The sequence below is a fragment of the Flavobacterium sp. genome, from assembly GCF_039595935.1.
In the GTDB taxonomy this organism is placed as follows: Bacteria; Bacteroidota; Bacteroidia; order Flavobacteriales; family Flavobacteriaceae; genus Flavobacterium.
This window is the reverse complement of the sequence record NZ_JBCNKR010000004.1, coordinates 1,263,129-1,278,535: the sequence shown is the minus strand read 5'-3', so window position 1 is coordinate 1,278,535 and position 15,407 is coordinate 1,263,129. Positions and strand designations below refer to the sequence as shown.

10 protein-coding genes and 3 tRNA genes are annotated in these 15,407 nt (G+C 31.2%); 10 read left to right on the top strand and 3 right to left on the bottom strand.

Features of this window, described 5'->3' with window-relative positions; genetic code table 11:
• Window positions 1-166: 166 nt before the first annotated feature.
• The 10 genes from ABDW27_RS05515 to ABDW27_RS05470 all read left to right on the top strand — a co-directional run bounded on the left by ABDW27_RS05515 (window position 167) and on the right by ABDW27_RS05470 (window position 10,397).
• On the top strand, window positions 167-4,087 hold the full coding sequence (locus ABDW27_RS05515) for a hypothetical protein (protein ID WP_343694954.1): 3,921 nt from the start codon (window positions 167-169) through the stop codon (window positions 4,085-4,087).
• 215 nt (window positions 4,088-4,302) lie between these two features.
• A complete protein-coding gene (locus tag ABDW27_RS05510; RefSeq protein WP_343694953.1) occupies window positions 4,303-4,572 on the top strand; it encodes a hypothetical protein in 270 nt (89 codons plus the stop codon).
• A gap of 829 nt (window positions 4,573-5,401) precedes the next feature.
• Window positions 5,402-5,476: transfer RNA gene (locus tag ABDW27_RS05505), tRNA-Arg, on the top strand.
• Between the two features lie 20 nt (window positions 5,477-5,496).
• Window positions 5,497-5,569: transfer RNA gene (locus ABDW27_RS05500), tRNA-Asp, on the top strand.
• Between the two features lie 133 nt (window positions 5,570-5,702).
• A tRNA-Leu gene (locus tag ABDW27_RS05495) sits at window positions 5,703-5,776 on the top strand.
• 80 nt (window positions 5,777-5,856) lie between these two features.
• A complete protein-coding gene (locus ABDW27_RS05490; RefSeq protein WP_343694952.1) occupies window positions 5,857-6,426 on the top strand; it encodes a DUF5565 family protein in 570 nt (189 codons plus the stop codon).
• Between the two features lie 35 nt (window positions 6,427-6,461).
• Window positions 6,462-7,247: a hypothetical protein gene (locus ABDW27_RS05485; protein WP_343694951.1), complete on the top strand. Its 786-nt coding sequence runs from the start codon at window positions 6,462-6,464 to the stop codon at window positions 7,245-7,247.
• Window positions 7,248-8,112: 865 nt separating this feature from the next.
• Window positions 8,113-9,210: a slipin family protein gene (locus ABDW27_RS05480; protein WP_343694950.1), complete on the top strand. Its 1,098-nt coding sequence runs from the start codon at window positions 8,113-8,115 to the stop codon at window positions 9,208-9,210.
• A gap of 65 nt (window positions 9,211-9,275) precedes the next feature.
• Window positions 9,276-9,830: a metallophosphoesterase family protein gene (locus tag ABDW27_RS05475; RefSeq protein ID WP_343695276.1), complete on the top strand. Its 555-nt coding sequence runs from the start codon at window positions 9,276-9,278 to the stop codon at window positions 9,828-9,830.
• Between the two features lie 21 nt (window positions 9,831-9,851).
• Window positions 9,852-10,397, top strand: coding sequence for a 3'-5' exonuclease (locus ABDW27_RS05470; RefSeq protein WP_343694949.1), 546 nt, complete (start codon window positions 9,852-9,854; stop codon window positions 10,395-10,397).
• 59 nt (window positions 10,398-10,456) lie between these two features.
• Here the strand turns inward: ABDW27_RS05470 and ABDW27_RS05465 are convergent, their stop codons facing one another.
• The 3 genes from ABDW27_RS05465 to ABDW27_RS05455 all read right to left on the bottom strand — a co-directional run bounded on the left by ABDW27_RS05465 (window position 10,457) and on the right by ABDW27_RS05455 (window position 15,396).
• A complete protein-coding gene (locus tag ABDW27_RS05465; RefSeq protein WP_343694948.1) occupies window positions 10,457-12,235 on the bottom strand; it encodes a long-chain fatty acid--CoA ligase in 1,779 nt (592 codons plus the stop codon).
• 178 nt (window positions 12,236-12,413) lie between these two features.
• On the bottom strand, window positions 12,414-12,845 hold the full coding sequence (locus tag ABDW27_RS05460; protein WP_343694947.1) for a hypothetical protein: 432 nt from the start codon (window positions 12,843-12,845) through the stop codon (window positions 12,414-12,416).
• A 148-nt stretch (window positions 12,846-12,993) separates the two neighbouring features.
• Entirely contained in the window at window positions 12,994-15,396 is a 2,403-nt protein-coding gene (locus ABDW27_RS05455; RefSeq protein WP_343694946.1) for an outer membrane beta-barrel family protein, read from the bottom strand.
• Window positions 15,397-15,407: the final 11 nt, after the last annotated feature.

The window sequence follows — 15,407 nt, the reverse complement described above, 5'->3', positions numbered from 1 at the left end:
GATTATTAATTTGGCTTTTAAATCAGGTGTTTGTACTTGGTTTGAAGGCTTTTTGATTATATATATTTGAAAAATCACAAGATTAAAATTAGTGAGGAAAACCGTAAGATTAAATCTTATATAATTAATAACTTTCGCTGTTCTAAATTTAAATAAACGCATATCTATGACAGAATACATAAACTCAAATATCTTAGTTTTATTAGCTATCCTAATAATTATGTGGTCTTTTAAGAGAAGTAAAAAGTTCTTAATAGATAAATTTGAAATGTTAAAAGAGTTTTTGATTAAGTGTTTACAGATACTGTTTAAAAATACTATTGATTATCTAACTAAAGTTGAAATTATCTTATATAAAGATAATCCAGTCAAAAATCAATTGTCACTTGAAGATTTGACTGCAAATTTGCCTAATGAAACAAGAAACAATCAGATAAATAAATATCTTGATGCTTTATCTTTTGCAATACACAATGAAAATGTAACAAATATTGCTTTAACTGGCGGATTTGGAACAGGTAAAAGCACAATCATTAACGAATTTTGTAAAAGAAATAGAGGTAATGAATATTTACATATTTCTCTAGCAAGTTTTAAAGATGATAAATCGGATGAAAAATTAATAGAAACGAGTATAGTTCAGCAAATTCTTTATTATGAGAAAAAAATAAAAATAAAAGAATCTTCATATAAAAGAATTGATTTTACTAAGCCTTTTCGAAAATTAATTTTCATATGCTTACTGACATTGTGGTTCTATTCTTTAATTTTTTTATTTTTTGAAGGGATTAATAAAAAGCTTATTCTCTTTAAAGGAATTAGCACAAATACAGAATTTATACGATTATTTTTTATTACTGGAATATTTTATATTTTTTATAAATCATTTGATAAAATAAAGAATTTAAAACTCTCAAAATTAACTCCAAACACTCTTGAAATAGTTAATGAAAAAACAGATAAAGATCTTTCTGTTTTTAATAGAAACATCGATGAAATAATTTACTTCTTTGAAAAAACTAATACGAATATTGTTATTGTTGAAGATATTGATAGATTTAGTGATGATGTAGCTATCAAATTATATTCTAAAATTAGAGAACTTTCTATTTTAATTAAACAGTCTAAGGATGTTATTCAGCCAGTTAAGTTTATTTATTCAGTAAAAGATGAATTAATTTTAGAAGATAAGACAAAGTTTTTTGATATAATTGTTCCTGTCATACCAATTACTGATTATAGTAATTCAAAAAATATGTTTCTTTTAAAATTAGAAAGATTTTTTCAAAAGGAAGAAAATGAAAGTGCGGTTGTCATAGAAAATAAAAGTTTTTTAGATAAAAATTTCATTTCCGAAGTTTCTAATTATGTGTATGACATGCGTACAGTTATCAATATTTGTAATGAATTTAAATTGTACAACGAGATTTTAATTATTGATAAACCTAGTATTGATAAAAATAAACTCTTTGCAATTATATTTTACAAAAACATATTTCCAGATGATTTTGCGAGAATTCAAAAAAATGAATCGAAACTGCATCGAATTTTTAAAAAAGATTTTAAAAAAGACAAAGATTTGGAAAAAATTATTGTGGGAATTGACGATCAGTTGAAAGCTAAAATTGAAGAAAAGAATGAATTGGAAAAATTACTGAGTAAACAAGTCTTGAGAGATGTAAACGAGCTAAGAAAAATTTATATTTTTAATTTGATGGTGTTAATTGAGGAAAAACATTTGCAAAAAATTATAGATATAGAGGGGATGAAGTTGAGTGATAACCTGATTACTGATGAAAATTTCGAAAAAATAAAAGAATCTCGTAATATTAAGTTCAGTTATGATTATGTTAGAAATCATAACTCAGGTATTTCTTTTAAAGATGTTGAAGATGAAATGGATAGCGAATTAACATATAATAAAAGGGTAAAGCTGATTAATGATTTTCATGAAAATAAAATAGCTTTATTAGAAAGGAAAATTCTTTTTTTAAATAATGAAAAACAAAATATTAAAAATTTAAGTTTATTTGAATTATGTGAAAATTATAGTGAAGGAGTTGATCACTTTTTAGAACTAGTTTATTCATCTAAAATATATAGAAATGTTGATGGTAAAGAATTTATTGAAAATAAAGTAAATCCTAACATTAGTTTATTTAAATATCTATTCAAAAATGATTATTTAAATGAAGATTTTATAGAATACGTCTCATACTTTCATCCAGGTTCACTATCTTCCAGTGATCATAAATTGATGATGAAAATAAACCAAAATGAAACTACCTCTTTTGAAGAGAAAATTGAAAATGTAGAAAATTTGGTAAAGAACATAAGAGATATAAGATTTAAAAATAAATCTATATTAATTTATGACATTTTGCAATTTTTATTAAAAGAGTCCCAAAACCCTAATTTAAGAAATGAAAAACTTGATTTTGTTTTGGATCAGATAAAAAATTATCATGATGAAAGTGTTTACTTTATTGAAAGTTTTTTAAAAAGAATAAGTAATGATAATGTTACTCTGACTAATTTTTATTTTGAAATAACTAAATGGGACAAATTCTGGCATTTTGTAGAAACAAAACTTTCTCAAGATTTAAGAAGAATTATTCTGCTTGATTTAATTCAATTATTTTCAGATGACATTGGCAATAAGACTTTGATAAAGTTGAATAAAAATAAAGGATTAACAAATTTTATTAATTTAGATAAGGATTTACTTAAAGATGCATTTGAAAGAATAAATACAGATCATTTTATAAAAACTTTACAGGTTTTACAAGTTCAATTTACTTCAATAACTTATTCTGAAAAAATTAAAAACTTATTATTAAAAGTTTACCTGCACGATTTGTATCAAATTAATATTGACAATTTAAATCTTTTTTCTAAAATAGATAAAAAATATGATTACGATGTGAACAAGTTTTTTAATTCAAATTTTGGATTTTTAAAATCTACCGAAACATCAAATTTATATATAAGAATAAGCAAAAATTTAAAAGAATATGTGGAAAATGTTTATTTAGCTATTGAAGAAAATGTAAATGAAAAAGCTGATGATGTTTTGTACCTTTTAGAGCAAAATGATAAAATACTAGATTTAGAACATAAATTAAAAATAATACAAAAAGGATTTACAGACAAATTAAATTCTTTTGATAGTATTCCCGTAAAAGAAATTCAAACATTATTAATTCAGAGAAATAAAATTTTCTCTTCTTGGGAAAATATTTTAGAATATTATAGTTGGGAAAGTTTGTTTGATTCAGATTTGATTGTTTTCTTAAATGATAGTGATAACTATACAAAAATATCTGTTTTAGGTATTTATGAAAAAGAAGATGTTTTATTTGGTGAAAATAATTCATGTGAAGATTTTATTTATGAACTTATAAACGATGAAAATCTTTCACAGGATTCTTTTGAGGCAATCTTTGCGGAATCAGGAGAATTTGTTTTAAAATCAAATAGAATAAATATAGATTCTAGGATTTCATATTTGGAAGAAAGAGTTTTTTTCGTGCTTGACGTAGAAGAGTTCGATTCATTATTTAAAAATAATAAAGATGTTTTAGTTAAATTAATTATCTCATATGAAGATAGTTTTGTTTCAGAGTTAGGTAATTATAGTTTTGATATTGAATTTTTAGAACAATTGCTTGATTCTGAATTAAGTATTGAATCTTTAGACAAAATTATTATAGAAAAAGAAGTAGAAATAATTAAAACTGAAAATTTAGAATTTTTGCAAAAAATAGCTGAATTTTATTTGAAAAATAAATCATTGAATTTAAGTTCAACATTATTTAAAAAACTAATCACAGTTGATTTTGAAGAATCTTATAAAATTAGTTTATTTAATTTAGCTTTTTCTGATGAAAATAATGAATATGATATTTGTGATTTGTTAGAAAAAATGGGAGATAAATTTGTTGATATTGTAAATGATGTAAAAGTATCTTTTGATTTAAATGAACAAAATGAAAGATTTCTTAAAATTTTAGAAGAGTATAGTATCATTTCAAAATTTACTAGAAGTAAAGCTAAAGGAATATTGAATGTTTTTTATGAAACTTAATTATTTTGTGAGTTATTTCTTTCTTTTTAAAATAAAAACTTATATTTGTTCTGTCAAAATAAATCTAGGATTATATCCTGAAAACTTAATATAAGTTAATAATAAGCGAATCCCTCACTCACGTTGAAGGTGCTAGTGATAGCCCTAACGCATTTCCTAGAGATGTTTTGACACAACCGAAAATGAGGGATTTCGTGCGTTTAAAATTTTCCGTTATGTCAAAAGAAAATCAAAAACCAACACATCGTGATGTAGTGCCATCCGTAATTAATTTCCTTTCAGACGAATTGTTTGAGGGAGATTACAAAGAACAGCCCCTGTATTTGCAGGAAATCTTCGAGCTCTTAATGCATACAGAGTTTGGCGACGATATCAATTTAAGGCACAAAATCCTAAGCTGTTTAAGAACCAGCCGTAATCTGGCAGAAACGTTATCGCCATTTTCAGAGAAGCAGATAAAAAAAGCTTGTCTCAATAAAAGCTAATTTGTTATAAAAAATATATTTTCAGTATAATTTGTTAAATTATCACAAAATATACTACATTTGTATCTGTAATTAATAAACAGAAAAAATACATATGATACTTTCAGTAAGCAAAAATTTTGAACAATTAGCCGGAGATTTTCCAGTTGAGGTGTTTGGATGCAATATGTATTTTTATGAAATTGAAATGTAGATTTTAGAGTTTAACTCAACATAAAGTATAAAAGCGTCCTGATTTCGGGACGCTTTTTTTGTTTTTAAGCATTTCGATTTTGGTTAAATAGCACTTCGACTTCGCTCAGTGTGACAAAAAAATGTTTCGACTTCGCTCAACATGACAAGAAAAATGATAAAAAAGACACCATAACTAAAAATAATTAAAAAAATAATTGACCAAATGTTTAATGCATAAACTAAATATTGAAATATAATCTTGAAAAGTAATCTGATGAGAGACAGTCATTTGATACAAAAAGGAATCTGCACCAGTATGCGGACAAGGATTTCTATGTTTTAATTTTAAGTATAACTATTTGATAATCAATAAAATAATTTTAAAAATGATTTGGATAATTGATTTTTTCGACTTTATCTTTGCCGAAGAAAATTTGAAAACAGAAATTCAAATATCAACAACGATTTCAAAATATAATACAACATATAAAATGGCTTTACATAACAACATATATAACACACAACTGCTAGACCCAAGGTTTGATCTTGGACGTTTAACAACACAGGTGCATTAATACAGGCAATAGGATAGTTATATCATATTGAATTTATAAGCACCTTTAACCGGGTGCTTTTTTTATGCCCAAAAATTAATGATTTTGTAGCTCAGCTGGATAGAGCGTCTGCCTTCTAAGCTAGATGATCGAAGGTTCGAATCCTTCCAAAATCACTCGTTCTCTAGAAGGAACTGGCTCATTGGGGTTACTGGCTAACCTTCCCGACTGTCTCTCGGGAGAAACGGGTTCGACTCCCGTATGAGCCGCTTATTTGAAGGTCCTGAGGTTCTGAGGGACTAAGGTACTGAGGAAGGTGCAGAGGTACAAAGTTACATAGGCGCAAAGGTTAAAAAAACTTAGCCTCTTAGTTCCTCAGAACCTCAGAACCTTTAAAAAAAAGCAGGAATGGCGCAATTGGTAGACGCGGCTGACTTAGAATCAGTTTTTTGAGAGTTCGAGTCTCTCTTCCTGTACTAAACGATAATAAGTTGCAAAGAGAAAAAACTTAGCCCCTTAGTATCTCAGCAACTTAGAACCTATAAAAAAAATAAATATGAAAAAGATAAGCACATTGTTTGCTAAAGACCCAAATAACTTAGCAAGAGTAGTAAATAAAATCAATGCAGAAAATGCATGGGTAATAAACGGAGAAGCAATCGCAACGAGAAAATTTGACGGTACATCTTCGGCCATTATCAACGGAGAATTATACAAAAGATTCGACGCCAAAAAAGGACGTACGATTCCGGAGAATGCGATTCCGTGTCAGGAAGCAGATTTAATTACAGGACATCACCCGCATTGGTTAAAATGCGATCGTTCAAAATCTGAAGACAAACATTTCTTCGAAGCATTCGACCGCTTAGAAGATAAAGCAGACGGAACATACGAGTTATGCGGACCAAAAGTTCAAGGTAACCCTGAAAAGTTTGAGAAACATACTTTGGTAAAACATGGAAGTGAAATTCTCGATTTTGTAAGTCTTGATTTCGATGATTTAGAAAAAGTATTATCAGAAAATGATATTGAAGGAATTGTTTTCCACCATATTTCAGACGGAAGAATGTGCAAATTAAGAAAAACAGATTTCGGAATCAAACGCCTAAAATTCGAAGCCGTTTAAAAAGTAAAAACAAGTAACATTTAAAATTAAAAACGATGAAACAAAAATACAACCGAATTGCCCTTGTTGGAATTGAACAGGAAGAATACGACATTATAAAAGCCCAGTATTCAGGACATATTATCTGGCACCAGTCTATACCTAAAATTGTGGTTAAAGATGAGGTTTTGTATATGGAAAAATCGATTGGAGTTGGAATGTTACCTGTAGATAAAGTGGTCTATTACGGAATTTACGATAATGATTTTGATTTTATTACAGGTCTTGCGATCTGGAATGGCGATTGTTATCCAAAGGCTTCAGCAATGCTGGACTGCCGTTTTAAAATTCCTTGTCTGGTAAAAGCGTTGTCTCTTTCAAGATTCAGTGCTCCACGCGGATTTATAAGTGCGGGCGCTTCTGTAAACACAACCGGAGATACAGTTGCAAAATGGGGAAACTGGCATTGTGGTGAAAACAAACATCGCTTTACCGGAGAATGGGAAAGCGAATTTACCGCAACCATTGAACCTTATTTTGAAGGTGAAGCCGTTAGAATTATGATGATTGGCGAAACGTATTGGCAGATAAAACTGGAAGGTGAGGATTGGTTAAAGTCAATCCATCCTGATAATGCCAATTTTATGCCTGTCGATCAGGATTTGTTAGACGATACGCTTTACATCAAAAATGTTTTGCAAATGGATATGATAGGAAATGACTATATCGTTGCAAAAGACGGTTCTAAATATTTATTAGAAGTCAATCATATTCCGAATATAACCCGATTTGAAGAGGTTAGGCAAGTCTATTTATCGACTGTAATAGAATGGATTAACTAAAAGTTTTTGCACTGCGCAAAATTACTGCGCAGTGTAATTTGAATATTTGTTCAGGAAATAAAATAAGTTCTTTTATAAAATGAAATGCATCAAAGTTTAGGCTTTGATTAAAAATATCAAACAAGCCCAGTTGCGTGTTTCTGTATAGCACCATTGTAGGGAACTTTCCGCGAAAGCGAATTATGTTTTTCTATACAGCTTGGTTTGGAGGTTTTCGGGTGGTTTTCCAAAAAACTATTCCACCAAGATCTATGGGTCATGGGTTCGACTCCCATTCGCAGCAATGCGATAGCTCAGTACGGTTAGAGCAATAGAAGTCAACGCAGGTTCGATTCCTGCACTACTCCCTATGGGGTAGTTGGACGAGCGGTAAGTCAGCAACAGGCTCAAAATCTGTTTCAAGAGACCATCACTCTTAAAAAGATGACCAGAAAAAAACTGATTTGTCTTTGTCAGTGAAATTAAGATTTTCGAATCTAAAATTTCACACTCATGATAAAGCCAGTGCGAAAAGTAATGTTTTTTGAAATACTTGTTTTCTTTTCGATTTGATTGTGAAGATGATTTGGGGATCGTCTCTGCAAAATACAATTGAAAACAATTCGGGTAAACAAATTACAAACTCTTCATCCGTTTTTTCGGAGGAGAAAGGCAAAGAGGTTTTTTTATTAAAAAGTTAGATGTTAGAAGTAAAAAGTTAGAAGTAAGAGAATAGAGTAAAGAACATAGAATAAAGATTTTCGACTGTTCTACAACTTGAAACTTGAAACAAAAAAGACCTGAAACAAAAAATAAAAATATAGAATAAAGATTTTCGACTGTTTCACAACTTGAAACAAAGAAAAACTTTAAACAAAAAAATACCATGATTAAAAGAATTAAAATCGAAGGTTACCAAGTGGGCTTGGTTTTCGAAAACAGAAAATTAGTAAAAGTATTAGAAGAAGGTTTGTACTGGATTTTTGGAGATAAAAATGTAATGATTTATGATATGAATGCCGTTTTTCACACACCATTAGAATTGAACATTTTATTGCAGAATGAAGTTTTGGCTTCAATGCTTGAAGTTGTTGAGGTTGCCGATAACGAAATTGTTTTGCATTTCGTAAATGGAAACTTTAAAGGCGTTTTAACTCCGGGAAGACATCCTTTCTGGAAAGGTATTGTAACAAATGAATTTACAAAAGCAGATCTTTCTAAAATTGAAATTACAGAAAATGTTCCAGTAAACATTTTAGAAAGTAACCAGTTAAGATATTTTATAAGAAAGTTTATTGTAGCAAGCAACGACAAAGCTTTGTTGTTTGTAAACGGGAATTTCGTAAAAGAATTAAAATCAGGAACTCATTACTTTTGGAATAATGCGACTACAATCGAAGTTAAAACGGTTGATATCAGACAACAGCAAATTGAAATTTCAGGTCAGGAATTGTTGACTAAGGATAAAGCAGGATTAAGAATCAACTTTTTTGTGAGATATCAGGTTGTGGACATTATGAAAGCTTTGGTCGAAAACAAAGATTTTGAAAAACAATTGTATGTTGTAATGCAATTGGCTTTAAGAGCTTTTGTTGGGGGATTGACTTTAGATGAATTACTGGCTAAGAAAGACACTATTGCCGAATTAATTTTGGCCGAAGTGGCAACTAAAATTGAAGACTTAGGTTTGAAGATTTCTGATGCCGGAATTCGTGATGTAATCCTGCCAGGAGATATGAAAGAAATCATGAATCAGGTTTTGGTTGCCGAGAAAAAAGCACAGGCCAACAGTATCATGAGAAGAGAAGAAACCGCTGCAACAAGAAGTTTACTCAACACAGCAAAGCTGATGGAAGAAAACGAAATGTTGTGGAAATTGAAAGAGATGGAATACGTTGAAAAAATCGCCGATAAAATTGGAGAAATCACAATTTCCGGAAGCGGAAACGTAATTGGTCAATTGAAGGAAATCTTCGTGAAATAAAGAAAAACCATCAACGGAAACGCTGGTGGTTTTAGTTTAAAAATTAAATTTAAAAGAATCAAAAAATATTTTTTACGTCTGATCATCATTTTGGTCATACGAATATAATCAGGTTTAGCGAGCGTCCTTTTGCCACCGTTGAAGAAATGGATGCGGAGCTCATTAGGCGATGGAACGAAAAGGTAAGTCCGAGAGATATTGTGTATCATTTAGGTGATATTTCTTTGGCGAGACCAGAGCGAACAAAAGAAATTTTAGATCAGTTAAACGGATCAATTTTTCTTATAAAAGGCAATCACGATAAATCGGCATTAAGTTATGCTAAACGATTTGAGTGGATTAAAGATTATTATGAATTAAGTGTTGAAGATGCAGATGCACCAAACGGAAGACAGAAAATAATCTTGTTTCACTACGCCATGAAAGTGTGGAGAAGTTCATTTCGAGGAACATGGCACTTATACGGACACTCACACGGACATCTGTATAACGATGAAACTTCACGTTCTTTTGATGTTGGCGTGGACTGCCACAATTACGAACCGCTTTCTTATGATGAAGTAAAAGCTCTCATTATGAAGAAAGATTGGAAAGCTCCTTTTGGAGACAGAGAATTATAAAACATTTAAAAATCAGAAAAAATGAAAACTACAGATAAAATTATCATCATTGATTTAGAAGCCACATGCTGGCAGGGCGCGGTCCCGAAAGGTCAGCAAAATGAAATTATCGAAATCGGGTTAGCCGTTTTAGATTCACAAACAGGACAAATTACCAAGAACAAAGGCATTTTAATTAAACCGCAGCGTTCGCATGTGAGTCCATTTTGTACAGAATTAACAACCATTACTCAGGATTTACTGGATAAAAACGGTGTAAGTTTTGAAGATGCCATTAACGAGTTAATCGACGAATATAACCCCGATTTATATACTTGGGCAAGTTACGGTCAGTACGATCTGAATATGCTTAAAAAACAATGTAAATCGTTTGGTATTTCCTATCCAATGGGAGACGAGCATATCAATGTAAAAGAGCATTTTGCCGAAAAGTTTGGTCTGCAAAGGTCAACCGGAATGAATGGCGCTTTACAGATGCTGAATATTCCGCTGGAAGGAACACATCACCGCGGAATTGACGATGCCAAAAACATCGCCAAGATTTTACATTGGTGTCTTCGTAATTAATTAAAAAAGGCTGTCTTATTAAGACAGCCTTTTTCTTTGGTTAAAAATATTTTGGTTTATTAATTGTTCCCGTATATTTTAGCGTAAAGATCTTTATAAATCTCTTTAATAATTTTACGCTTTAATTTTAAAGTAGGAGTAAGCTGCCCGCCGTCGATAGACCAAACATCCGGAGTCAATTCAAAACGTTTTATTTGTTCCCAGTGTCCGAATTTTTTGTTGATGCTTTCTACTTCTTCATCAATACGTTTGATAACCTCTGGGTTTTGACTAATTTCCTTATCAGAATTTCCTAAAGTAATTTTGTGGATTTTTGCCCATTCTTTTACAAATTCAAAGTTTGGCTGAATAAAAGCGGCCGGCATTTTTTCGCCTTCACCAATAACCATAATCTGCTCAATAAAACGAGATTGTTTCATAGCATTTTCGATCATTTGCGGCGCAATATATTTACCTCCCGATGTTTTGAACATTTCTTTTTTACGATCTGTAATTTTTAAGAAACCTTCGCTGTCGATTTCACCAATATCCCCAGTATGGAAATAACCATCCTGCAGCGCTTCGGCAGTTTTTTCAGGATCTTTGTAATAGCCTAACATTACGTTTGGACCTTTACAAAGAATTTCTCCGTCTTCGGCAATTTTTACTTCAATATTACGAATTGGTTTTCCAACAGTTCCAATTTTAAATCCTTTGTTTCTTTGATCGTTAACGGCAATTACCGGAGAAGTTTCAGATAAACCGTAACCTTCCATAACCGGAATTTCTGCAGCAGCAAAAACTCTTGTTAAACGAGGTTGTAAAGCGGCACTTCCGGAAACCATTAAATCTAAATTTCCGCCCAAACCTTCTTTCCATTTGCTGAAAATAAGTTTGCGGGCAATTTTTAACTGAAACTCATACCAGGCACCATTAGCTCCGTATGGTTCGTATTTTAAACCTAAATCAATAGCCCAGAAAAACAATTTTTTCTTAATGCCTGTTAATTCAGCTCCTTTAGCATAAATTTTATCGTAAACTTTTTCTAAAAGTCTTGGTACAGCCGTAATAACGGTTGGTTTCACTTCTTTTAAGTTATCACTAATTTTATCAATCGATTCTCCAAAATAAACTGAAACACCATAATATTGATAGATATACAAAATCATTCTTTCAAAAATATGGCAGATTGGTAAAAAGCTTAATGAAGTACTTTTTCCCGGATCAAAAGGAATTCTAGGTGCACTGTCTAAAACATTCGAAACAATATTTTTGTGCGAAAGCATAACTCCTTTAGGTTTTCCTGTAGTTCCTGAAGTATAAATAATAGTCGCTAAATCATCTGTTTTAATGCTGTCTTTTCTGGCTTCAACTTCATTTTGGTTGCTTTCGTCTGCACCTAAAGTTAATAGCTCTGACCAGTGTTTGCAACCCGGGATTTCATTAAAAGAATAAACCTCTTTTAAAGTGGGCACATTGGCTCTGATAGCCTGTACTTTTTGATAAACTTCGTCATCAGAAACAAAGCAGTAAATACTGCCGCTGTGATTTAAAATATATTCGTAATCTTCTTCGGCAATCGTTGGATAAATAGGAACATTTTGAGCACCAGTCTGCAAAATACCAATATCCATCACATTCCATTCAGTACGGTTATTTGAAGTGATTAAAGCAATTTTATCATCTTTTTGAACGCCCATGCGCAATAATGCTCTCGAAACAGCATTTGCTTTTGCAATATATTCTTCGCTAGATGTTTTTTCCCAGACTCCATTTTTTTTGGTTGCCAGAGCAACTGGAAGGTTATAAGTTTCTTGTTGATAATAGGGAAAATCAAAAAGGCGTGTGATTGAAACCATGTTTAATATATTGAATTTTACTGCAAATTAAATAAAAATTAAGTATGATTTTTTATTTTATGGAATTTTATGGGAAAATTTATAGAGACTATTAAAAATCAACGAAAACGTTTTCTTTTTTATAGCAAAAAATCCCAAAAATCAAGAAATATTTAATTTGCGACGATATTTTAAGAGGCTATTGTACGTTATAATCTTCGTATTCTTTTACTCTTTCACCCATTAAAAACATTTTTTTCTTGGCGAAATGAATTGAAAATTGCGAATAAAACCATTCATTACCTTCAACTGGTCTGTACCAAAAGGTGTATGATTTACTGTTGAAACCTTCTTTAAAGATAGGAGTTCCTTCTTCTGTACACTCAATTCCCCAATTGATTTTTTGTTTGCTCAAATCATCAGCTTGTATAGAACCTGTTCCGTCTGGATTTAAAATGGTAATAGGCTGTTTCATACCGATAGGAGCATATGTTCCCTGAACCGGATAGCCAATTGTAGTAGTAATGTAACGTTCTTTAGAATTATGGGTAATTACATTTACTTCAACTTGAGAATATGATTTTGAGGCGATAAAAAATAATGTAATAAATAATAATTGTACGGCTTTCATTTCTATGTAGGATTAAAGTGCTTTTGGGTATCGGTATAAAATCAGCGGCAGATTTTATGTAGCGAATATAACTTAAATTTTAATAGAAATTTTGAATCTAAATAACAAGAATGTGTTTTTTTTACATTTTATAATCTTCCGGCCAATTTTATTCTGTAGAAAACTGATTTTCGAGCAGTTTTTCTTTAAAATCAGATTTAAAAGTATAAGCAAAGGTAAGCATCACGGCGCGTGTATCTGATTTGTTTATTCGGGTATTGCTGAATAATAACGTATTGTTTTTGTATCCGCTTTCGAGTGTGTTAAATACATCTGTTACAACCAATCCCAAACAGGCATTTCCTTTTCCTAATTTTTGCTGAAATCCCATATCGATATTATAAATTGGAATTCGTTCTCCCTGCGCCGTTGCCAAAGCTGAATTGTAGTTCCCGATAAGTTGCAGTTTTCCACCTTTCCACGGCACAAAATTATTAATCATTTTTCCGTACCAGTTAAAAGCATCACTTACAGTATCTTCCGTTAGGTTAGAAGCATCTATATGCTGATGGAAAGCTGTTATGCTAATGTTGGCATCATAAAAACTAAATGGTTTTAAACTAAAAATAGTTTCTAAACCATAGGTTACAGTATTTCCTATATTTCTGGGTTGTAACAAAACAACGCCATTATCCTGAAGTTCTGCATATTGTCTTATAGCATCTTTTGCATTTCTGTAAAAAGCATTAGCTGAAAAAGAATAATTTGTCCAGGTTTTATTATAACTCAATTCGCCAATATGAACAATTTCGGGTTTTAAATACGGATTTCCTCCGTGTGGATTCAATGCGTCTGTAATATCAATAAACGGATTCAAATCATCTAAATCCGGGCGATTAATACGTTTGCTGTAGCCTAATTTTACAAATTCATCCTGTTTTAAATTTAATTGTAAAGAAGCTGCTGGAAACAATTTTAAATAATTATTACTAAAACGGTCGCTATTGTTTTTCGTTGCTCCCGTGTTAGAAACATTTTCTGCACGCAAACCTAAATTGTATTTCCATTTTGGGTTTTCCTTATCGCCGGTAAACGAATTCAGCATTCCGTAAACAGCATTAATCTGTTCGTTAAATTTAAAAGAATTGCTCGCTAAAGGATTTATAACATAATTACCATTTTCGAAATCAGCACTTTCAAAATCAGAATTAAAAAAACGGAATGTTCCTTTATAACCGGTTTCTACAATTGCTTTTTCTGAAACTGGAAGTGTGTAATTAACGATAGCATTAGAAATATTTTCGTTTTCATAATTATGAGTTCTTTGTAAAAAAGCATCGCCTATTTGCTGATGATATTGGTCATAATTATAGGTGTCAATATCTGTATTTTCTTTATGTTTTCCGAAAGAAGAAGTAATAGAACCAGAAAGGCTTTTTCGATCATCAGAGAATTTTCGATCATAAGTAAAAGCCAATTCGCCTACTTTTGAGCGTTCTAATTCTAGTGAATGTCTTCTGTTATCAGAAAAAAACTGGTTCGAACTGGTATTTACACCCGTATATAAAGTTTCGTCGTTATCCTGAGTTTCGAAATTTCCTAAGGCTTCAAACGAAAAAGTGTTTCTTTCATTTGGAGTAAAATCGACGTTGAATTTTAAATTCTGCAAACCTTCTTTGCGTTCGTCATTTCTGTTTTGATGGATATAATGTTCATCATCAATAAAATAATTAGTGCGATCAGCCTTTATTTTTTTAGTTCGTCCGGCAAAGCGATTATCATAGCCCAAACCAAAATTCCATTTTTCGGTTTTATGGTTCAAAAGCACAGAACTGTTTATTCGTCCTTTGGCACCAAAACCGGTTCCCAGCACAACAGCGCCATTCAGTCCGCTTTGATTATTTTTTTTAAGTTTAATATTGATGATTCCGCTTTCTGCATTTGCATCATATTTTGCCGTAGGATTGCTGATAATTTCGATACTTTCGATACTGCTCGCAGCAATTTGGTCCATGTTGGTAATAGCTGAGTTTTTACCATTAATTAAAATCATGGGCGATTTTCCTCTTAAGGTAATTCCGCCTTCTGCATCGACTGCAACAGTTGGAATGCTTTTTAGCATATCGGTTGCTGTTCCGCCGGCTTGAGTGATATTCGAAACGGCATTAAAAATTAAACCCTCATCTGTTTTTTGAATTTGTTTTTTTTGAGAATTAACTACAACAGCATTCAATAAATTCGTGTCATTTTTTAAAACAACGGTACCAACAGAAATAGGCGATCCTGTAAAATTAATTGTTCTGCTGTCGGTTTTATATCCAATTAATTTCAATTCGAGTAGATATTTGCCTGCCGTTATATTTTCTAAAGAAAAATGCCCGGAAGCATCCGTTATGGTATAGTTTGCAATTTTTGTAGAATCGGCAGCGTTTTTTAAAATAACATCAGCAAATTCCACAGGAAGTTTTCCGTCAGTAATTGTTCCGTCTAAAGATGGATTTTGCTGTCCAAAACTGAATTGGCTTACAAGAAATAAAGTAAAAAGGAGTATATTTTGGATCATTTTTTTCATGAGACAAAGAT